The organism is Siminovitchia sp. FSL W7-1587, from assembly GCF_037963795.1.
GTDB lineage: Bacteria > Bacillota > Bacilli > Bacillales > Bacillaceae_C > Siminovitchia > Siminovitchia thermophila.
In genome coordinates this window covers 2,119,326-2,141,730 of the sequence record NZ_CP150169.1, presented here as the reverse complement: position 1 = coordinate 2,141,730, position 22,405 = coordinate 2,119,326, and the positions used below count along the sequence as shown (strand labels likewise).

Annotated in this window: 14 protein-coding genes; 3 read left to right on the top strand and 11 right to left on the bottom strand. The window is 38.9% G+C overall.

What is annotated here, in order from left to right:
- Positions 1-210 precede the first annotated feature (210 nt).
- Genes NST31_RS09855 through NST31_RS09840 form a run of 4 tightly spaced genes read right to left on the bottom strand, consistent with a single transcriptional unit; the run spans position 211 to position 3,995 of the window.
- On the bottom strand, positions 211-1,887 hold the full coding sequence (locus NST31_RS09855) for a PH domain-containing protein (protein WP_083717746.1): 1,677 nt from the start codon (positions 1,885-1,887) through the stop codon (positions 211-213).
- Entirely contained in the window at positions 1,884-2,378 is a 495-nt protein-coding gene (locus NST31_RS09850; RefSeq protein ID WP_077114000.1) for a PH domain-containing protein, read from the bottom strand. Before NST31_RS09850 ends, NST31_RS09855 begins: the two co-directional genes overlap by 4 nt.
- Positions 2,379-2,399: 21 nt before the next feature.
- Positions 2,400-3,305: an ABC transporter ATP-binding protein gene (locus NST31_RS09845; protein WP_077113999.1), complete on the bottom strand. Its 906-nt coding sequence runs from the start codon at positions 3,303-3,305 to the stop codon at positions 2,400-2,402.
- Positions 3,306-3,995: an ABC transporter permease subunit gene (locus tag NST31_RS09840; RefSeq protein ID WP_077113998.1), complete on the bottom strand. Its 690-nt coding sequence runs from the start codon at positions 3,993-3,995 to the stop codon at positions 3,306-3,308.
- A 154-nt stretch (positions 3,996-4,149) separates the two neighbouring features.
- Here NST31_RS09840 and NST31_RS09835 point away from each other — a divergent pair, with 154 nt between their 5' ends.
- Positions 4,150-4,866, top strand: coding sequence for a response regulator transcription factor (locus tag NST31_RS09835; RefSeq protein ID WP_077113997.1), 717 nt, complete (start codon positions 4,150-4,152; stop codon positions 4,864-4,866).
- Positions 4,853-6,592 carry a HAMP domain-containing sensor histidine kinase gene (locus NST31_RS09830; protein WP_077113996.1) on the top strand — a complete coding sequence of 580 codons (1,740 nt, stop codon included), beginning with the start codon at positions 4,853-4,855 and terminating at the stop codon, positions 6,590-6,592. The genes NST31_RS09835 and NST31_RS09830 overlap by 14 nt, the downstream gene beginning before the upstream one ends.
- Positions 6,593-8,001: 1,409 nt before the next feature.
- On the opposite strand, the gene NST31_RS09825 is transcribed toward NST31_RS09830, so the two are convergent.
- The 4 genes from NST31_RS09825 to NST31_RS09810 form a co-directional block, all read right to left on the bottom strand.
- A complete protein-coding gene (locus NST31_RS09825) occupies positions 8,002-8,223 on the bottom strand; it encodes a hypothetical protein (RefSeq protein WP_077113994.1) in 222 nt (73 codons plus the stop codon).
- A gap of 13 nt (positions 8,224-8,236) precedes the next feature.
- A complete protein-coding gene (gene murF, locus NST31_RS09820; RefSeq protein WP_339165301.1) occupies positions 8,237-10,405 on the bottom strand; it encodes a UDP-N-acetylmuramoyl-tripeptide--D-alanyl-D-alanine ligase in 2,169 nt (722 codons plus the stop codon).
- 16 nt (positions 10,406-10,421) lie between these two features.
- Positions 10,422-12,161 (bottom strand): hypothetical protein, encoded by a 1,740-nt coding sequence (locus NST31_RS09815; protein WP_339165300.1) that lies wholly within the window; start codon positions 12,159-12,161, stop codon positions 10,422-10,424.
- Between the two features lie 77 nt (positions 12,162-12,238).
- Entirely contained in the window at positions 12,239-15,310 is a 3,072-nt protein-coding gene (locus tag NST31_RS09810) for an LPXTG cell wall anchor domain-containing protein (protein WP_339165298.1), read from the bottom strand.
- 1,065 nt (positions 15,311-16,375) lie between these two features.
- On the opposite strand from NST31_RS09810, the gene NST31_RS09805 reads away from it, so the two are divergent.
- Positions 16,376-17,593 (top strand): IS110 family transposase, encoded by a 1,218-nt coding sequence (locus tag NST31_RS09805; RefSeq protein WP_339161619.1) that lies wholly within the window; start codon positions 16,376-16,378, stop codon positions 17,591-17,593.
- A 654-nt stretch (positions 17,594-18,247) separates the two neighbouring features.
- Here NST31_RS09805 and NST31_RS09800 read toward each other — a convergent pair.
- The 3 genes from NST31_RS09800 to NST31_RS09790 all read right to left on the bottom strand — a co-directional run bounded on the left by NST31_RS09800 (position 18,248) and on the right by NST31_RS09790 (position 22,250).
- Positions 18,248-19,393, bottom strand: a complete 1,146-nt coding sequence (locus NST31_RS09800; protein WP_077113992.1) for a response regulator — start codon at positions 19,391-19,393, stop codon at positions 18,248-18,250.
- Between the two features lie 429 nt (positions 19,394-19,822).
- Positions 19,823-21,051 (bottom strand): IS3 family transposase gene (locus NST31_RS09795; protein ID WP_212951973.1). Its coding sequence is split into 2 segments (ribosomal slippage): positions 19,823-20,763 and positions 20,763-21,051, totalling 1,230 coding nucleotides; the frame shifts between segments, so codons are not numbered across the junction.
- Positions 21,052-21,695: 644 nt separating this feature from the next.
- Complete coding sequence (locus tag NST31_RS09790) at positions 21,696-22,250, bottom strand: MarR family transcriptional regulator (protein ID WP_339165295.1); 555 nt, start codon at positions 22,248-22,250, stop codon at positions 21,696-21,698.
- Between the last annotated feature and the right edge of the window lie 155 nt (positions 22,251-22,405).

Here is a 22,405-nt window from a genome sequence, read left to right as displayed (position 1 = left end):
GTGATGAGGGCGTACGAAGTGTGAACTGCCGGCCATGGAACAGCCGCCCTTAGAAAGGGCGGTAGATACAATATCCCTCACTTGCTAGCAACAAAGTTGATGGTACATTCAATATTCTAAACTAGCTATCCTAGTTTTTGTCTCGCTTTCTAGTCTCCTTCTTTTCAAGTTGGGCATGTGATGACTTTAATTCAAGGCAAGTTGTTAACTTTATTCAACTCTGATTTCCTTTTTCCGGTCTACATACCACTGGAAAAAGGAATTCGCCAGTTCAACTGGCACATCGTCCAAACCTGAATGATGTACGGGTTTTCCTCTGTTGATAGTCTCAATTGAAGCAAGACCCAGCATTTTTTGAATGAAGTTTCGTGTTGCCTTCACTTCTATGACCTTTTCTCGTTTTGAGATAAATAAAGAGGTGGTAAGCGCTCCTTTTTGAAATTGAATAAATTGGCCATTTATGACATAGCGGGTATGGAAAAAATCTAACGATCTTGCTATTAGAATACAAAGTAAGAGGGCGGCTGATACAATTATCCAAGCCTGTTCCAACCCCAAGATGGCCGGCTTGAAATAAAATAAAGCACCTGTCGCAATGAACCAGAACCAGCTTGGCCACAATATGCGCACCCAAAACGACTTTTTTGGCAGGCGAGTCATGTCTTCTGTGATCGTATAAGATGGCAGAATGTCCGATATCATCGCGTATGCTTTCTTTACCGGCAGAAAAGGATAGAGCGTATTGATTTCAAGCGATTCATCGCCTGAACTAAAACCGCCGGCACTTGTCAACTTCACTTCGGCGAGCCCGAGTAATCTTTTCAGCATCGATTGCTCCACTTCAATTGCTTGCACCTTTTCTTTTGAAATGGATAAGACCGCTTCATCAATGACGCCCTTCCTGATATAAATGTGATTTGCATCTGAAGATATTTCATAATTTCCATACTTTACATAGGTTCTCACGATTCCAAAGGCTATGGAAGTAATGACGAGTACAATCACAATGAGTGTCACAACCCACCATGTGCTTGTGATCTTTTTCATCAGTTCCCCTGTTATATCTTCCAGATGAAAAACATCATTGACTTTGAAATAAAGTGAGCCAATCAAAGAGAAAAGAACTAAAAAGCTTAATGATGTAAACGATGCTTTTAAAATGTCTTCTTTCGTTGGTTGAAAATGAATCGTTCGACTCGGGTTTTGCTGCTTTATTTCAACCTTTGCATCATCGGATTCAGGGATCTGATCCGTCGCTTCCCTCTGCTCTGTATTTAGTATACGAGCTTCCATTTGATCGGCTTCCATTGTTGGCGAGGCCACTTCAAATTTTACAGTCGTATTCTCGCCATCCATCCCATTATCAAAATGACTCGGGTTTTGCTGTTCCATTTGAACCTCTGAATGAGCAGATTCAGGAATCCGATCCGTCGCTTCCCTCTGCTCTGTATTTTGTACACGAGCTTCCATTTGATCGGCTTCCATTGGCGAGATCACTTCGAACTTTACCGTCGCATTCTCGCCTTTCATCCCAGTTTCAAAATAAATGGAAGTCATATGAAAGATCTTATGGAAGAAGGAAGTATGGCGATTAATGTTTTGAATTTTGGAAAAAGGAATCGTTTGTTCAGATTTGTTGAACAATCCTTTGTAAAGGTGAAACGACTTTTCGTCAAGTTTGTATTTATGGGTGAACCATTCATAAATGATAGACAACAAAGACCACCCAACTACAATCAGGAAAACAATCCTTCCATACTTTATGAAGAGCGATTCCGAGCCAGCCTTCACCACATACAAAAAGAACGCGAAGAAAATGGCATTTTTTAATAATTTCGCTATATGAAAAAGCATTACGAGTGGAGAATAACGTTTCATTTTCATCATTGCTCCACTTCCTTAATTTTGGCGTATTGAGCAATTTGATTTCTCAATTCAACAGCTACATCTTTCGGCAGGGCAGGTATTGTATGAGAAGATCCCATTGTTTCAACCGACACGGAGTACAGTCCATATTTTCTAAGAATCGGTCCTTGCTCGGTGGCGACCGATTGGATTTTAGTCATCGGGATCAGCTCATGCGTTTCATTGATTGCGCCTGATTTTAATTGCAGAAACTCTTCATTAACATCGTAACGCCAGTTTTTATAAAGAAAAAAGGGCTCAATCAATGACCAAATAAACCCGATGATCAATAGTACTGTTATTCCGATTAAAATCCACCCGATCCATTCTTTCCATGAAAAGCGATCATCAAGGTAAAACAAGGTGCCCAGGATAATAAAACCGACGATGTTTCCAATCGTGTCACTGATGAGCCATACCTTGATCGCATCTTTCGATAAACGTTTCTTTGGTAAATCTAAGGAGTTATTCATAAAGTCACCGCCAATACACAACTATTCATCTAAAAATATTTCTTCGAGTGATGGTTCGTCCACTTCAACGCGGTAGATATCCACTTTATACTGATTAAAAGCCCGTATGATTTCAGCAATTTTTCTCTCATGATCAATCGTAATCGTTATAAATGATTCTTTTCTCTCCAAATCTGTCCCAACCGTTTGCAGCCATTGGTTTAGCGTCAACTCCTCTGTTTTAGGAATTGGAGAATGCTTAATTCTTACTGTAAGCGTTGAGCGATAGAATGACCTAAGCTCAGACATTGTTCCAATTTTAGCCACTTTGCCCTCTTTCATAATGGCGATTCTCGTGCAAATTTTCTCTACTTCGTCTAAATTATGGGATGTCATAAAGATTGTTTTTCCTTCTTTTTGTAAATGGCGAATTAGTTTATGAATATGAATAGCGGACTCTGCATCCAACCCGGAAGTGGGTTCATCAAGAAAAATTAACTCCGGATCGTGGATAATCGCTTGTGCAATGCCAAGCTTCTTTTTCATACCGAATGAAAATTTGGCAGTTTTCAACTGGGCGTGGTCCTCTAAACCTACTAAACGCAAGACTTCCAGACAACCGTGCTTTCCTGTGGGCTTTCCCGAGAGAGCAGACAAGAATTTTAAATGATCCAGCGCTGTTAATGAACCATAAAAAGTAGAGTAGTCGGGCATTACACCAATTCTCTTCTTCACTTGGTCATTTGGCCCCTTTACCCCTAAAAGTGAATAAGTGCCGGAGCTTGGTTGAATAATTCCCGTCAGCATATTGATAAAGGTAGACTTTCCGGCACCGTTCCGGCCAAGAAAACCAAATACTTCCCCTTTTTCTACAGTTAGATCAATACCTTTTACGACTTGAGTCGCTCCATAGACTTTCTGAAGCTGCTTCGTTTCAATGGCAAACAATTAACAATCCCTCCTTTTAAAAATCAGATTTGCGATCAAAAGCATCAAACCTGAAAATATGATGATCACTAATAAAGAAAAGTCCTCACGTTCCAAATAATAAAAAGGCATGATAAACTTCAACCAGCTGATCCATTCATTGGTTGTGAAGGAGATCCATAAACCAAAAACCGGAAAAGCAAGACCAATCATAATGCCAAGAAACATCGTAATGCCTGGTTTCGGGATGAGAACGGACAGTAAAAGGGTCAAGGCAATTTGGTAGAATAATAAACTCATGGTCTGAGAAAAAATAAAGAAATCAAATTGTTTTGCAAAGAAGCTAATAATCAAAAAAGAGATAGCCACACAAACAAACCAAAAGAGCGCAATGCCAAAAAATTTCCCATATAAAATGGATGATCTTGATGTCCTGCTAACTAAAAAGCGCATCGTTCGTTCATGGGTTTCCCTATTCATACAATCATGGGATAACCCCATGACAAATAATTGCCCAAATAAAAAAAGTAACGTTAACAGGCCAAGCGTGTGGATATGCTTCATCTCTTTGGGGGTAAACTCTATCATATTCGTTAATACGTTTGAAAATTTGGCTGAATAATAGGCGGTCAATAATAAAACGCAAATGATTAAAATGGATTTAATGCTTTTAAACATGTTGAAAAACTCTCGCTTACCGATGACATACATATGTTGCTTCCCCTTTCTTGTTTACGAAAGCTATTATAAGTTGCCTACATTAATTTAGCCGAAACACTACCTTAATTCTCCCTTAATTATTCGCAACTTTGGTTTTTTGGATGATATGATACTCATATAAATTAACGACGATTAGGTGATCTTGATGCAAGAAGCACATATATTAATTGTAGATGATGAAAAAGCCATTTTACAGATGTTAGAGACGATTTTAAAAAGAGAGGCGTTCAAACATATCGATACAGCCGCTACAGCCGAGGACGCGCTTGCACTTTGTAAAACAAAACGATATGACTTGATTTTGTTGGATGTGATGCTCCCCAACCGGAGCGGTTTTGATATTTGTCCCATGATCAGGGAAACCACCGATGCTCCTATTTTCTTTTTAACTGCCAGATCTTCCGATTTGGATAAGCTCTCCGGTTTTGCCTTGGGAGCGGATGACTATATTACAAAACCCTTCAATCCCCTGGAAGTTGTCGCGAGGATCAAAGCGCATTTGCGCAGGAAAATGGTCCATATGACACCAACTTCACAAACAACTTATCAATATGGAAACATCCATGTAAATACACTTTCCGGCGAAGTAAAAGTAAATGGTAAAATGGTGGATTTGCCTGCTCAAGTGTACCAACTGCTGCTCTTCTTCTGTAAACATCCAAATCAACTATTTAGCAAAAGCCAACTGTATGAGCAGGTATGGGGCGGGGATTTTCTAGGCGAGGATAATACGATTATGGTTCATATAAGAAAGCTGCGTGAAAAAATCGAGGAAAACCCAAGCAAACCGAGTCACATTATAACAGTTAGAGGCCTCGGGTATAAATTTGTTCCCGATGGTGACAAACATGAACATTCATAAACGTTTTATCGTACAGTTTTTCATCCAAATCATCCTGGCTTTCTTTTTGTTATCTCTTATTTTAATAATCATGTGGGCCATTATTGGCTTTTCCATCATGAATTCGGATGTTGCAAAAGATTTGTCAAAAGCAGACGAGTTGTTTTTTATTGATAAGATTTCAATCAAAGATGAAAAGGTCACATTCGATAAAAAACTAAAACAAATGGTGAAAAATCAGAATGGCCAACTGATCGTTCTAACGGAGAAAGGTGCTGTGATCGGCTCTTACAATACTGCTGAAAAAGTACCCGCTCATATGAATGAGAGTGAAGTTGCTTCATTGATTTTGGGAACTCCCGCGGAATACTCATATTGGAAATTAGAAGAAGGGTATAAACGGCCGTATATCCTATTATTTGGTAAAAAAAATTCCGGCACAGACATAGTAAATGAGATAAAGCCAGAGATTGATTGGAAAAATCATCAGCTTAACCTTTCAGATAGGGCTTATCAAAAAATCAATGAAGAAAACGGCTGGGTCCAATTGATCGATGCAACAGGACAAGTAGTAGATGAATATGGTACGAAGAAACAGCCGACTAAGTACTCCAATCAAGATCTCATGACATTATCACAAGATCAGCATCATGTAACGACCGCTTATTTTGATGAGGAGACCGAGCAATCCATTATTGTGGGGACGTATAAATCAGATTCAAACTCTAGCTTAGAAGAAGGTATTTATAAAACAGTTAGTCATAGTCTTTTTATCATCTTTATCTTATTGATCCTTTTTCTTTTCATAGGGACATTTTGGTATGCGCGTAAATTCGGAGTTCCCTTAATTATGATGATGAAATGGCTTGAGAACCTGGGTAAAGGAGTATATGAACAGCCTCAAGATATCCATCAACGTCCCATCTTGTTAAACAAAAAAGGAAGACTGAAAAAGAAATACCGATTATATAAGGATTTCATTACCACACTTGTTCAATTAACAAAAACCTTAAAGCAAAACGAATCGGAGCGGCAGAAAATGACGCAAATAAGGGAAGAATGGATAACGGGTATTTCCCATGATTTAAAAACGCCGCTTGCTTCTATAACAGGTTATTCACAAATGCTGGAATCTGAAAATTATTCGTGGAGTGAAAAGGAAACAAGAGAGTTTGCCAAAGTGATTTCCGAGAAGTCTGTTTATATGATGCAATTACTTGAGGACTTAACGTTAACATATCGTTTAAGAAATCAAGCTTTGCCGATTGTCAAAGAAAAAGTTGATCTCAACGAATTTATACGTCGGACCATTATACATTTTATTAATGAAACGGCTCATAACGAAATACAATTCGATTTCCATCCTTATGATGAAATCATTTATGCCTATATTGACCAAAAGTGGTTTCAACGGATTCTCGATAATTTAATCGCAAATGCTATTAAATATAATCCACCAGGCACTACCATCACAGTATCCACCTCTTTGATAGAACAACATTTGATCATTATCAAAATAGAAGATAACGGGATAGGGATGGATAGTGAAACCCTTGATAAATTGTTCCAGCGTTACTATCGAGGCACGAACACAAGCGACTCCGGCAGTGGAACGGGCCTTGGGATGGCCATTACGAAACAATTGGTACAGCTTCATAATGGGTCCATTCGAGTGAAAAGCACTCCGAATAAGGGTACACAGATTCGATTGATCCTGCCAGCCCGTGCGGAGGAAGATGATGAATAGCATGTAAAAACCAATAAACCGCGTAAAATCAAATTTGATTTTACGCGGTGCTATTTTTCATGGTTTGTACGAATATTGATTCGTTTTCAGCCTATTTCCCACCTTCTTTATATCCTCAAAATGATGGATTTGGCTGTAAACATACTTAACTTAGTTTTGTGGTTAAATCTTTCATAGAACATAAAGCATAAATGGACTTCTGGCTTCTCTAATGATGTGAATGTTAATCTTTATTATTGTATATTCAGCTTTAAACCAAAACCATAATAAACAGAAACCAATTGGAAGTAAGATAACAATTTTAAGCCATTGTTGATCTAAGTACTTACTCCAAAGTCTGGGAAGAAGACTGGTGGCAATAAAAGCAAACGCGAACAACCCAATGATAATGATCAATCTTTTTTTGACAGAGTTTGTTTAAAAGAAATAAAATTTTTAAATATTACATAATATTTGTAATAATGATATTATAAGGAAAAAGGAGGGATGTAAGTGAAGGAAGGTGTTTTTTAAATACCTGGTATTGGTACAATTTTATTCGGTGATAAATGTTTATATTTACGACAAAGCAGTAAAAGCATTTGATAAAATTCCAGGGCCAAGGTGCAGGATTTAATGAAAAAAGAAAAACATTCGAAATATTCAAGGGGTACCAAACTAATTATATGGATCATGTTAGTCTTATCGGTATCAATGCTTGTTTTTTTTATCAATAATATCGTGAACGATTTATATTATCAACCGGTCAATTACACGAGTGCATTGGGGCTAGCTTTAGGAGTATTCCTATGTATATATGCACTATTCGCCCTTAAATCAAAAAAGTAATTTACCTAATTATTTATAGGAGCTGACCGAAAAGTAATATATCAGCTTGAAAATGAAAAGAGCCAAACATAGAAGAGAGCGGTCGTGGTAGCATGACTGTACTTCCTCATTCAGGAGTTACATAACCATGACCGCTAACAACGTCAAGGATAGCGGGTTATAAGCATGATTCCCCAGTGTTTCAAACATGGCAACTAATCACTAATGTTGCATACAATTATCTAGACACGTCAAAAAAGGTCCATAGGGATCTTTCTTTGTAGTAGATTTGGACAGACAATTACCTTTCCGTCTATTATGTAGCTATTTATATTATTTGGTAAAAGGGTTAGGCTTATCAATCATTTGGCGATGGAGCTTTTCGCCCCCCGCAAGGTCAGTATACAAAAAAACTAACTACTACAAGATATTTGCTTTTATTCCTAAATGGCATCGGATGCTGAACTTGCGGTTATGATTATACTCTGAAAATTGAGCTACTAGAAAACGTTCCAGGGAACTGTTCTTTTGGTTAATCACCAATTCTTTCAAGTTTCCCATTTCTTATTTCCCGTTTGCTAAAATCCGGGCAAGGACCTTTCCTAAAATAAACCATAAACAAGTTGTATGAGCTTAGTAATTATAACGACAATGAAAGCGCCTGTCACGAAAACTTGAAATGGCGACTGAAATGAAGATTTTTTCCCTGATTGTTCAGGCTGGTCATCTGGTAATTCACCAGTCTCCAAGTACTGTAATAACTCTTCTTCTATTTCTTCGTTTATTTTTTCTAAGTCCTCGCTCTTAGCATTTATTTTATCCAATCGAATCAGCCCTTTAGCTTTTCATTCGTGTCAATTCCATGCTAAAAGTCAAGTTGCGTTTCAGGTCTTCAACACTGGTCATTCCGCTGCCACAATATAATACATCCTCAATAAAAAGGATACAATGTGATCGAAGGGTTCCAAATGCGATTCCTCTCATATTCATTCCATTACAGTTCATGATGATGGGTAACTCTGATTGATATTGCTTCAGTGCTTTTCCAACTTTTATTAAGTCACTTAATTGAAATGATTGCTGTTCTTTCACACGATACCGTCCTGTCAAATTAAGAGCGGCTGACGGCGTAATGTCCAGCATTTCTACCAACTTCGTAATCTCTTTCATTGCCTTGTTTCTGTTAGAAAAATATAAATGGGCCAGTTCAAAAACAGCGCTCGGATGTTGGGTTAGCATCACTTCTTCTGCTAATTCACGATGTGTGAATGTCTGACCAAAATGAAAAGGTTTTTGATTGATACTTACCCCTTCATTTGTGGGCCACCTGTTCAAACGACTCACTTTCTGGTCTTGGATTCCCATCTGAAAGAGTAGCAGTAATAAGATGATCGGACCTATTCCTTCAATCGATTTGGTTTGGAGATATCCTTTATGAAAAATTTCTTTGTTTTCTTTTAAATCGTATCCAACAATGCCCCACATAGGTTGAATATGATCAACTAATACCTGTGGTTGTGGTGTAATGTCCTTTATTTCTTTAGTCGAACGTTTAATCTGTGCAGGGAGATAATGGCTCGTTTTTCTAAAGTCACTGCCGGATACAGAACCTTTTAAAAGAATGAATGAATCGTCAGAACAATAATAGGGAATACGAGTTGATAGTTCTAGCGCATTGTTAAACCACCCACCTACCATGTTTGCAGGTAGTTTTTTAATCACATCCCTCATGTATTTTCCATGGCCAAAGACATAGTCGGCATCCGATTGAAGAATATAAGGAACTAATTTATCATGCAGGTATTCACTTTGATCACCGAGGTCGGCTACTTGCCCTAAAACTAAAATCTTCTTCCCTTTGTAAAAAAACTGTTTTTCCTTAAATGTTTTTATCGCATTGATCATGGATGGAATTGCGGCATTATGCGAATCATCAATAATGTCTATTCTTCTTTGGTCCTTTGAGTTAAGCCGTTTTAATTCCATCACTCTGTCGAGTGATTTAAAATCATATACTTTTCTTGCCATTGAATCAATATCATATCCTAATTCTGCCAGGCAGAGGAGCGCCCCTAACGTGTTCATCATGATGCCATCACTCGGCATGATCATATCAAACGTATAAGCCGTTTTTTTATATTGAAAAATGACCGTTGTTTTATATTTTTCATAGATCCGTTTTTTAAGAAATAAATCAGCGGATTTATCTATCAAACTATATGTTTTAATCCGATTCGTTCTTTTTTTGGCCTGTTCATATAAAATCCTAAACTCTTCTTTGCCAATATCCTTATTGATGATTGCTAAACCACCTGTTGTTAAACCATCGAATATTCTCGCCTTAAATGTAGCTACATTCATGGTTGAATGCAATGTGGAAAGATGCGCTTCTCCAATAGAAGTAACCATACACACATCAGGTCTTATTGTTAAGGCTTGATTTCCACGATTATTCAGCGCATTTAATGATATTTCTACAATCCCCATATCAGGATTACGACATAATTTCGCGCCATATAACGGAACACCTGTTTGTGTATTATGATTTCCGCGGGTTGCAACAACATTACTAATTTCTTTTAGAAGGTGTTCCAGTATTAAGCGAGTAGAACTCTTTCCCACGGAACCAGTAATCCCGATAACCGGATTTTTCATTTTATTTCTAGCTTGTTTTGCTAAAATTTGCATAGACTTGATACTATTCTTTACAATAATCTGGGCTACAAACGGGGCCAGTTCTTTAATCGGCTCTTCCGTAATGATTAAATCACAGTTTTTATAGTATTCTAAAATGCGAACATTACCATCTATCCACGGTAATTCTTTCTTATGAAATTGATTCCATCTTTCTCTTGAAATAGAAATAAAGCAATTACCTGATACCCCTTTCTGAAGCTGGGCAGGGTCAAATTCGAAATCAACGATTGGTGAACTTTGTTCCAATTCATTGAAGAAGTAACCATCTAATATGTCTGCTATTTCTTGATAAGTAAAACCTGCTGCCATTTCTTACCCTCATTTCCTATTCATCTTCCTGTGAATCTGAAATCGTTAGATTAAAATCTATTAAATCCGGTATAAAATAATGAAAAAATTGACAGTATCCTGATAAATAGTGTTCAACATCATCGATTCTTACACGGAAAGAATGATGACGAATAAAAAAACCATGCAAGATTAATCCAGGATTTTTCATATACATGGCTAACTCGGGATAGAAAAATCCAACACGTTGGTATTCGGCGCGGCGCTTGATCGTTTGCACTAAATACGTTTCATCAATTAATTTGAGTAAGTAATCTTTTTGTAGTTCTTTTATTTTACCTACCATTTTATAAACAGCCATTGTCAATTCGAGAAAAGTAGGATAAGTTGTCTCACGATGATAGATAAAATTCAACCGATGATTGCAGTTTTTTAATCCGAAAATAAAGTATTTATCCTCTGGCTCGTAAATCGTTAATTCATTTGCTGCATAACTTAACCAGTGATCATGGTATTTCCAATAATCATATTTAATAAAATAATCGAATGTCTTCTTTACTTCTTCTAACCAGTAATCATTTTTATCAATCGCATATAAACGCAACAGTGAAAAAATGGCTTCGCCTTCATAATAGATAATTCGATTTAGTGCTTTTACACGAAAAGTGGGGTATGTCAATACATGAATGAATCCTTCATCAGGAAGCTTCATATGAATAATGCCTCGAGCTAATGCTTGGGCGACTTCTACATATTTGTCACTTTGTGCAACCTCCATATATTTCGTCATAGCCAAGATGGCTGTAGCATTAGAGCCCAGTTTTATTTCGTTTTCATTCGAATAATCCACAACAAAAGCTGTCTGTTCCTCGGCATCCTCCTTATAAACAATCGCTTCTTTTATCAAGTAATTCAGCCCACGTTCAATGGCTTCCAATATCTTCGGTTCTTGCAAAATTTCATATCCTTCTGCCAGCGCATAAAGAGAGCTAGAATGCCGCAAAATATTATATGTTCCTATTTTCTTAGCAAATGCGGAGAAATAGCCGTATTCGAACTGACCGTTATCTGTCATTTGCTTCATTAGAAATAATGTCGATTTATTTATAAGTTGTTTTGTTTCTTTTTTAATATTCGTTACTTTTCTGATGCCATTTGTTAGCTCGCCATTATATAATTCGTGAATTTCATCATCAAGTTTATTTTTAAAAGTAGCTGTTGTTTTAAAAAGATAGACGTCTTTATTTATGTATAGTTTTTTTATAAAAGGAAATCGTAATCCTTCATTATATTTCAAATAATGATTGATATTTACTTCATCTAAGGATAAGGGCTGTTTGTTAGTACTCCTAATCATCGCATTACCGTTAATTTCTTGTTCTAAAAAAGCTAAACGAAACTCTGAATCAAAAGAAATCCCCCAACGAAAATAATTTTTACGCGCTTTTTTAACCTTTTCTTCTAAAACTTCAAAAGGTACTTTTTTAACTTCTGATACGATATCCACTTTTAACCATTGTGGATCGACACCACTTTTCTGAACAAGTTGAATGGCCTTTCGTTTTATTTTTTGGAATGCTTTATGAAAACTTGTATCCATTGCTTTTAGAACTCGTGAACGAATGTGCTGATTTCCTATTGACAAGAAGAGAATGTAAAACTCATCATTATGAATGTAAACACTTTGGATATTTTCATTGGCCATTTGCTTGTTAAAATATACTTCATACTGATCCATTGCTTGGTTGATATATGTAAGATTTGAGATCTGTCCCATTATCTTTTCCTTCCCTTTATAAATGAGTCAGCCTACATTTCAAGTGAAATATAGGCTGACTTCCATAGAGATACTAACTATCTACTATTCTTTCTTCTATTACGAGCAAATAATCCAGCAATACCTGCCAGCAGCGCAGTTAATCCTGCTAAGCCTGTGTTAAAAATAGATGTAGCAGTATTTGGTAGCTTTTTTCCACCTTCGTTATTGTCCTTATCAGCTAAACGCTCTTCAGTGCCAACTCTTTCTTTCCCATTAGAATCGTCCGCATCTGCATCGGCGTCCGCATCGGCATCTGCATCCGCGTCGGCATCCGCGTCGGCATCGGCATCCGCGTCGGCATCTGCATCGGCGTCCGCATCGGCGTCCGCATCGGCATCGGCATCCGCGTCAGCATCCGCGTCGGCATCCGCATCCGCATCGGCATCTGCGTCAGCATCGGCATCCGCGTCTGCATCCGCATCTGCGTCGGCATCGGCGTCAGCGTCGGTATCGGCATCGGCATCGGCATCTGCGTCGGCATCAGCATCTGCGTCGGCATCTGCATCGGCATCTGCGTCGGCATCTGCATCCGCATCGGCGTCCGCATCTGCGTCGGCATCAGCATCTGCGTCGGCATCGGCATCGGCATCTGCGTCGGCATCTGCATCCGCATCGGCGTCCGCATCCGCGTCGGCATCTGCGTCAGCATCGGCATCCGCGTCTGCATCCGCATCTGCGTCAGCATCGGCATCCGCGTCTGCATCCGCATCAGCATCTGCGTCGGCATCTGCATCTGCGTCGGCATCTGCATCGGCATCTGCGTCGGCGTCGGCATCGGCATCTGCGTCAGCATCGGCATCCGCGTCAGCATCGGCATCTGCGTCGGCATCGGCATCTGCGTCGGCATCAGCATCTGCGTCGGCATCTGCGTCGGCATCGGCATCAGCATCTGCGTCGGCATCTGCATCGGCATCCGCGTCGGCATCCGCATCGGCGTCGGCATCCGCGTCAGCATCGGCATCCGCGTCGGCATCAGCATCTGCATCGGCATCAGCATCCGCGTCGGCATCAGCATCGGCATCGGCATCTGCGTCGGCATCGGCATCGGCATCTGCGTCTGCATCCGCATCTGCGTCTGCATCCGCATCCGCATCTGCGTCTGCATCCGCGTCAGCGTCCGCGTCGGCATCGGCATCTGCGTCGGCATCGGCGTCCGCGTCGGCATCTGCGTCTGCATCAGCATCCGCATCTGCGTCTGCATCAGCATCCGCATCTGCGTCTGCATCAGCATCCGCATCTGCGTCGGCATCAGCATCTGCGTCGGCATCGGCATCGGCGTCCGCGTCGGCATCCGCATCGGCGTCCGCATCCGCATCGGCATCCGCATCTGCGTCGGCGTCCGCGTCGGCATCCGCGTCGGCATCCGCGTCGGCATCAGCATCGGCGTCCGCATCCGCATCGGCATCCGCATCGGCATCCGCGTCAGCGTCGGCGTCGGCATCCGCATCCGCATCCGCATCCGCGTCTGCGTCCGCATCCGCATCCGCGTCGGCATCGGCATCCGCGTCGGCGTCCGCATCCGCGTCGGCATCTGCGTCGGCATCGGCATCCGCATCCGCGTCAGCATCGGCGTCGGCATCCGCGTCGGCATCTGCATCCGCGTCGGCATCCGCATCCGCGTCGGCGTCCGCATCGGCATCAGCATCGGCGTCGGCGTCGGCATCGGCATCCGCATCCGCGTCGGCATCCGCGTCGGCGTCCGCATCGGCGTCCGCATCGGCGTCGGCATCTGCGTCCGCATCGGCATCAGCATCAGCATCGGCATCCGCATCTGCATCAGCATCGGCGTCAGCATCAGCGTCGGCGTCCGCATCGGCGTCCGCATCGGCGTCCGCATCGGCGTCAGCGTCCGCATCTGCGTCAGCATCGGCATCCGCGTCGGCATCAGCATCTGCGTCGGCATCCGCATCTGCGTCGGCATCTGCGTCGGCGTCCGCATCCGCGTCAGCGTCGGCATCGGCATCCGCGTCGGCATCGGCATCCGCGTCGGCATCGGCATCTGCGTCAGCGTCGGCATCTGCGTCCGCATCATCATTTGGATTTTCATGTAGGAAATATGTAGTATTATCTGTACCGTCTAAAATCCTCTTACCGTCACCAGTTGTTTGATAAACATCAAATAAGTATATTCCGCTAGGTAAATTCTCAACAGTTTCTTTTAATTTAATCTTTACCGAAAAACCTTGACGAATCCCTATAAGCGCGTGTGATACTAATTCATTTGATGCATAACTAAAATTTCCATTCTTATCATAGATAACAGACTTGAATTTTCCATCTCTTGTTTGAACTAATACATCACTAATAAACGGGATTAATTTTTCATCAAGCTTGAATCTAAATTGACCGTCATTGTGCTTGGTTGCATTTAACTTATAATGCATTGTATATCTTAACGTTATTTCTGTACCATGAGGATCGTTATCAGCAACGGTATAACCGGAACCAGTTACGAGATTATTATTCTCTCGACTCATGCCACTATCTTTTGTTTTAAAATAAGCACTGTCTGTCGTATTGACAACGACTCTATTCTCTTTATCAAAAAGGGCAATATCAGCAGTATAAAAATCCTTATCTAAATGTTGAATTTCTTTATTCAGCACAATTTTAATATCAAATTGTTGATTGACACCAATAAGGGCTGTACTTAGCACATCGCGGTGATTGATGCTGTATGTACCATCTGCTAATTTATGCGCTGATATCCATTCCCTACCGACTCTCACCCGTACATCTGAGATGTAATCTTTTAAATCCTCATCAATTGTTAAATTAAAGGTTGCATGCTTTAATTTAAAAGCCATATTTAATGAATAGTGAGTATAATAAGTTAGATTTACTTCCGATTTTTTCACATGATGGTTTCTAACTTCTAGATGACCATATTTAATATATTTGTAGTCAATTTCTTCATCATAAATACTAGATGAAAAAGGCTGAATGACAGAATTTGGTGTAGCAGGCATAGACGCCATAGCATTAACAGGATTCATTGCCTGAGTTGTGGCTAATAAGGCAACGGCAACCATAGAAGATTTTTTCTTGAAATTTCTTTTATGGTTTTTATTCATTTGTTTTTTGTAATCTATGTTTGACTTCCTCATTTAGTTCTATCTCCTCACAGTAGACATGATTAATAACTTGGCTATGCAAGCGTTTCGGGCATCATCACTTCACTTTGATAAAGAAATTTCTTGTTATGAATTGGATAAAGAGGTGCGATTATCTATACCGTAGAGATTTTCTTACCATTTCCATTTGGCAATATATCATCCGCTTTTTTTCATTTGAATTTGCCGGAAAACCCTTATGAAGCTGAATTATTTGTAGAATAGCTAAACTTTCCATCTCCTGTTTCACTGATTATGGAATGGGCTGTTTTTCAAATGAAAAGATCAATTTGCCGCATTTAACTTATCGTGCAACACATCATTCAAGGTAATTCAGCTCCACTTGGATCACGATTAGCCACTGTTAACCTCAACCGAACCAGTCACTAATTTGCGATCCTTATGGTTTCCACTTTTCTAACCCTAGAAAAAAGCCATATTTAAAATGTTTCTCATCTACTTTTTCATCGGTAATACGAAATGAAAAAGGTGGAACTTCTGATGTGGAAGCCATTACATTTGCCGGATAAAATGGGTATTTACGATGATAAGTGCCAAAATAATAGATTGATTATTACTAATTAGCCTCCTTTTTTTTCCATTTAGGTGGACAACTCTTTCACTTCTGCCAAGCTCCAAACAATATACGCGCGCTTTTACTCCTTTCAATAACTAATTCGAAAATATTTTAACAAGTTGTACTTGTGAAAATACTCATCAAAAACCTGCCTATTTATATGAAAAAACTAAGCAATAACTAAGCAAAAGTAATTTAGCGCAACAAACTGAATTTTAGATATAAAACATACTAAGATTAGTGGGTAAGATCATCGACGGATGATTTTACCCACTATTTCTTTTTTAAGATATAGTGAGAAGTGAGAGAAAGCCCGACCGTAGCCTCGAGGATTGCGAATCCGAATAAAAAACCGGGCTTCTTCACTTTCATTTTTGAATCAGGTTTAAGTATGTTGGGGCCTTGAGCTCGTGTATAGGAAATTGGAATCGAAATGAATAAGTGAAGAACTTTCATCACTAAGAGAGAAAAGAGGTAGTTAAATGGGAACAGTAATGGCTTTAGATGTATCAATGGGGAAAAGCTACAAGGTTGTTTACGACGATCAACAGTGTCTTTCTGAAGGTGAAGTAATACATAGTCAAGCTGGTTTTCAGGAACTCTTGGATGAAATATATACACTTCCTGAAGATTTGATGCTTGTCTTTGAATCTACTGGAATTTACTCTAAGACGCTAGAAACATTCTGTCAAAAAAATCAATTACGTTATTGTTTATTGAACCCCTTGGCAGCCAAAAAGCAATTAGAACAAGGGACATTACGAAGCTGGAAAACAGACAAACATGACGCCCATAAATTGGCCCAAGTTCATCGACAAAATGATCGACCAGAAAAATTAGACCAACCAGATATTTATCATGATATACGTGATTTATCTCGCTTTTATCAAGAAGTAGAAGAGGATATAAAGCGTACACGGATGTATTTGCATAATGCGTTACAATTAAGTTTTCCAGAACTTGAGAGATTCTTTTCTAGTAGAGTCACACCTTATGCACTTACACTAATCGATTTATTTCCACATCCAGATTTTGTATTACAAACAAGTAAAACAAAAATAAAAAACCTTTTGATAAGAAGTACCACTAAAAAGATATCCGAGAATCGTGCGAAGCAGAATGCAAGTGAAATTTTTGAATACGCCAAAGAGTCTTATCCAGCTGTTTCATCAAGTAGTGTTCAAACTCAAAAGGTTCAATATTACGCAAGACAACTTCTTCAACGATTAGAAGAAAAAGAAAAGGTTTCTAAACAAATGACCGAGAAAGCCAAACAACTTCCAGAGTTTGAGTTACTCATAAGTTTTCCAGGCATTGGTGACATAAGTGCAGCACTCTTTATTGGTGAAATCGGCGACCTATCACGCTTTTCTGATCATAAGAAAGTAAATGCCTTTATTGGGATTGATATTCGGAGATACCAATCAGGAAAATATGCAGGCCAGGATCACATTAATAAGCGTGGTAATCCAAAAGGAAGAAAAATTTTATATTTCATTGTCCGGAACATGATTCGTCAACAAAAAGCAGCACCAAATCACATTGTAGATTACTATTACAAATTAAAAAAACAACCTCATCCGAAGAAGGACAAGGTTGCGGTAGTAGCTTGCATGAACAAGCTACTAAAATGTATTTATTCCATGGTCAGGAACAATACGAAGTACGATTATTCGTACACGGCCTCTATGGACCAATAAATCAATTAGATTATATCACATATCACACCTCAATTTAAAAATAAAATACTTGAGGTTTATTTCTTATGCCCAGATATTCCATACAAAGTAAATTGAAAAGTATTATAAAGATACTTGACTAATCGTAGGAAACGGGGCTGGAACATAAGCAAATACGAAACAGCAAAAGGGGCGGGGACAGAACCCTGTAAAAATGAATAAACCGCGTGAAATCAAGGTTTTAAATTTGATTTCACGCGGTTTTATGCTCACGATTTTTACGAATATCAATCAGCTTTTAACTTATGTCCCAGCCCCTATTCTGTTATAAAAACCTATCATCGCTACGTCAAAATATTTCGCTTATCGCAGGTCTCTTCAGCTTCCTCGGAAAGCAAAAGGTCGCGGGATCTTCAGCTGAAGCTATTCCCGCCGAAGTCTACGTTGACTACGCTAAAAGCTTGGGTATTATACACTAGAACAATTTATCCGGCATGTAAGGTGACGTAAGACTCCCACTTCAAGACCTGAGTTGATACAAAAGGAAAAAACGGCACCTAAATGCCCGATTGGTTCAACTAACATTCAGTAGGAGATGGAAGAAAACGCCTACTGAATGAAGTGTCACTTTATTGTTCGTTTTTTCATCAGCTGATTTAGTTGTGGCCCGTCTATTTATATTTCAGGAGTTTTCACTTGTTTTTCGATCCATTTCCTATACCAATCTTTAATATGAGTTGGAGGAACAGTGTTGAATTCGGTTCTAAACATTTCTACCAATTTGGAAAATTGTTTTTCAACATTATAAATGTCTCCAAGTTTATCGTATATTTTCATTAAAAAATAATATGAATCCGCTAAATAAGGGTTAAGTCTTTGGTTTCTCAATGCTAGTAAAGTAGCTTTTGTATACTGCTCGTTGGCAATTAAATATCGAAGTACCTTATTTGAAAAGGCTTGATATAACATTCTTAGACTTTCTTGTTCATTCTCTTTCCATATATACGTTTCATCTGCCAAATAGTCACCTGTATACTGATTTATTAATGTTAACGCTTTAGGCAGTGTTTCCTCTGAAATGAAAGGAAGCTCATTAATTCCTGCCACCCATTCATCAACATCACACTTGACATCATTTAAAATTACTTCATAAGCACTATCTATGCTGATAATTTGAATGTTTGCTCCAATTTGCTTTAATAATTTTCTAATTTCGTAGATGCAACTATATAAATTCTCAAATGCTTTATTGACATCTTCTTCTGGCCAAAGTAATTCAATCAAAACATCTTTTCTCACCATTAATTCGTTTCTATTTTGAATAAGGAAAGCGAACAATTCCTTTGTTTTCGTTGTTCTCCATCTAACTGGTATAATCTCTTGTTTCTGATCTTTAAAATGTAAATGCTTAAAACAGCAAACCATATCTACTCTCTCTCTGGGTAAAGAAGTGTTCTTATTTTTCAAAAGACGGTTTACTGTTTTATAAATCCTATTCTTATTATATGGTTGCAATATATAGTCAATAGCGCCTAATTCAAATGCATCTACTGCAAACTCCTTTTCTTTGGAAATAAAAACGATCTGTATATTAGGACGTATTTTTTTTAAGCGTTTAGCAATCGTAATACCGTTTTGTCCAAACACCCATGTTTTTATAAAAGCTATTTCAAAATCTAAGTGTAAATCAGTTAGTTCTTTTTCTAGTTGTATTGCACCCGTGTATTTTTTCACTAATTTTAATTGTTTTGTAGAATTTAATATTCGAAATAATAACTCCACATCCTTTTGGTTATCATCTATAATAATATATGTCTTCACAATATTTCCCCCCCTATAAAAATTTTATAAAAAATCGCATATTTTTATCTAGATTTATATACATTTATTTTTATGAATACTAAACGGATTAACCCCCGTATTTTGGACATGGTTACTCTTAATCTATCTTTTTCTTAAAATAGCTCTCTATTTCTTGATTTTGGATTCTGTGCTTCTTGTCCGCCACCATTGACCTTGCTTTTGTCCGTGTAGCGGTATCCATGCAGGTTAGCGAAAATAAAAGCCTAGAGGCTCGCCTGCAACAGATGGTAACACGGACAAGTCGATTCTAAGTATTCGTTGGCGGGGCCCCGACCCCTTCCACCGCCTACTAAGAATCGGGCGCTGCGGTAAATGGCAAGCAGCTGCGCTGTGGCTCCTTTCGTAGCCTGACTAGGATTCCTATCGGCCCTGACTCCCTCAAATCGATCACACGCGAACCTCTTTGATTTCCAATTTATGATGCTTATTTTGTTCGTAAAACTCCTGAGGTGATAGGTCCAAAATACTTGAATGCATCCGTCTTTCGTTGTAGAAGACCATAAAATCCGTGACAGCTTCATAGGCTTGCGCATAGGTTTCAAACTGCCACCTTGAGAGGCAATCATCTTCAAAAATTCGATGAAAAGATTCAATATGGGCATTCATATTCGGCGTTCTTGGCGGAATTCTTTCATGTTCCATATGGTATTTTTCGCAAAATTCCTCAAAAGTATGGGAAACAAACTGTGGCCCATTGTCTGTTCGGATCACTGGTTTGATCGCTGCGTTGAATTGTTGGCGTCTTAACAATGCTTGTTGAAGTGCCTGGACGGCATCTTTAGCTGTACAGCTTAATCCGTTATGATAGGCGACAATTCCACGGTCATATACATCGATAATGGACATGACGAAGAAAAACCGGTCTTCCCCTTCGATGTAGCCGTATTTGATATCCGCTTCCCATAGTTGGTTTGAGTCTGTTATCGTACGGTTTCGTGCCAGTTTCCTAGGGTGTTGGGTCTTCTTTTTGCGTTGTGGACGCAGGATACCCAGCTCTTTGCACAACCGGTAGACTTTCTTCTTGTTGATGACAAGGCTATATTCGCGGCGAAGCCTCTTAGTCAGTTTGCGGTAGCCATAGTTGAAGCCATCGCCTGCAATTTCCTCCAGAAGGAATTCTTTGATTTGTTCGTCTGATACTTTTCGTCCGTCTTCTGTGAAGGAATAACCTGGTGCTGGACGTCCCTCACTCACTTTTTTCTCTTCCACACGGTAGTTCTTTTGGTAATAATAGGTGGAACGAGCGATCCCTATGACCTTTAGCACCTTAGAAATAGAATAGCCTTTTTGAATCCAGTGGTCGGCTACTTCAATTTTTTCAGCAAGTGAGGGTTTTTCTTTTTTATAATGTCGCGTAAAATCGCGATTTCAAGGTCTTTTTCACCAAGCAATGTTTTAAGCTTTTCATTTTCCTTGGATACTTCTTTCGGGTCAAAATCTGGTAAAACAGCGACATCAACATCACCATATTTTCCGTCTTTATATTCCCGCACCCAACGGCATACCATGTTGGAATTCAGTTCATAACGGCGGGCAACAAGGCTGTTATTGCCTGTCTCCTGGGCCTCTTTGATGACTTGTAATTTAAACTCCTTGGAGTGTTTGTTTCGTGTCATGTTGTTAGCCTCCTTGGTACATTAAGCAGTATATTATTTTTTACCCTTATTGTCCAAGTTCATTTAGGGGCTAATTAGTAAATAGTTCGGTGAACATAGACCAATATACAACAAAAAGGTAAATTTTTTCTAAGCATTTTCTAAGCAAAAACTAAATGGCTCTTTATATTAGAGAGTGTTCCCCTCCTTAAAGGCTTGTATGTGAAAGTAAATAAATGTAAAAATTCCAACTAATTTACAAATAGAAGTTTCGTTCAGGGGGAGAAAAAGCATATGACCAAGGAGAGGGTGCTAAGATTTGAATGATCCTGCTAAATCGGTGCGGGAGAAGGTGATGAGGAGCATTTAAGGTTATGTTAGAAATGAATAAACCGCGTAAAATCAACTTTTAAAACTTGATTTCACGCGGTTCTATTTTTCATCATTTGTAGGAATATCAAATCGCTTTCAACTTATCTCCAAAGATTGGGCCGTTTTATATATATGGGTTTTGCGGTCATAATGGACGAGCAAACTCGATTTTGGTTTGAATTAAAGTTAGCTATAAGTCTTTATTTTGACTCCTTACTCATATACTAGACAATAGCGGATACGCGCATATGATTCACATTCTTTTCCTGAAACTTCATTCATTCTTGTATGAGTTAAGATTTTTCTATCTTTTTAAGATCAAAAAGACTTAAATCATTATTTCTTAATAGCTCAACAAATTGTTGAAGCCAATTATAGTATTTGGCACTATGTTTTAGTTTATGTAAGTCTTTCAAACAAGCTTGTCTTTCTTCCTCCGTGGTTTCTTCAGATAATACAATTTCTGAAAGTGTTGTTATGGCTTCGTTAATTGCTGTTAACATGACATCGATTTCTCTTTGTAATTTCACAGTGAAAAAGTTACGAAAAGTCTTAAAGAAATCAGTTTCAGCTACATATTGATTTTTTCGATCTTTTTTTTCCTCTAGTTGCGTAACCATCCCTGAATCGACTAATGATCGAACTGCATAGCTCATATTACTTTTGCTCATATTCATGTAGCTTTTCATCTCTTCAAGTGTTAACGGTTTCTCTTCAAAAAACATGATACCGTATAATTTTCCAAATGAGTAATTGACACCATATAAATCCATTGTTTGAGCAATCGCGTCTATTACTTTTTCTCTTAGCTCATTTTGGACGCTTGATTCTTCTTTTTGTTTTTCCACAATTGAACGCTCCTTTTATCATTTCGTCGATGTGCTAGATCAAATTGACACAACGATTAAATACCTCTTTATAAAAATACTTCATACTTCACTATATTTAGAATAATAATTTCATTTCTGTATGTCCACACCCGGACTTACTTGTAAATCAAATT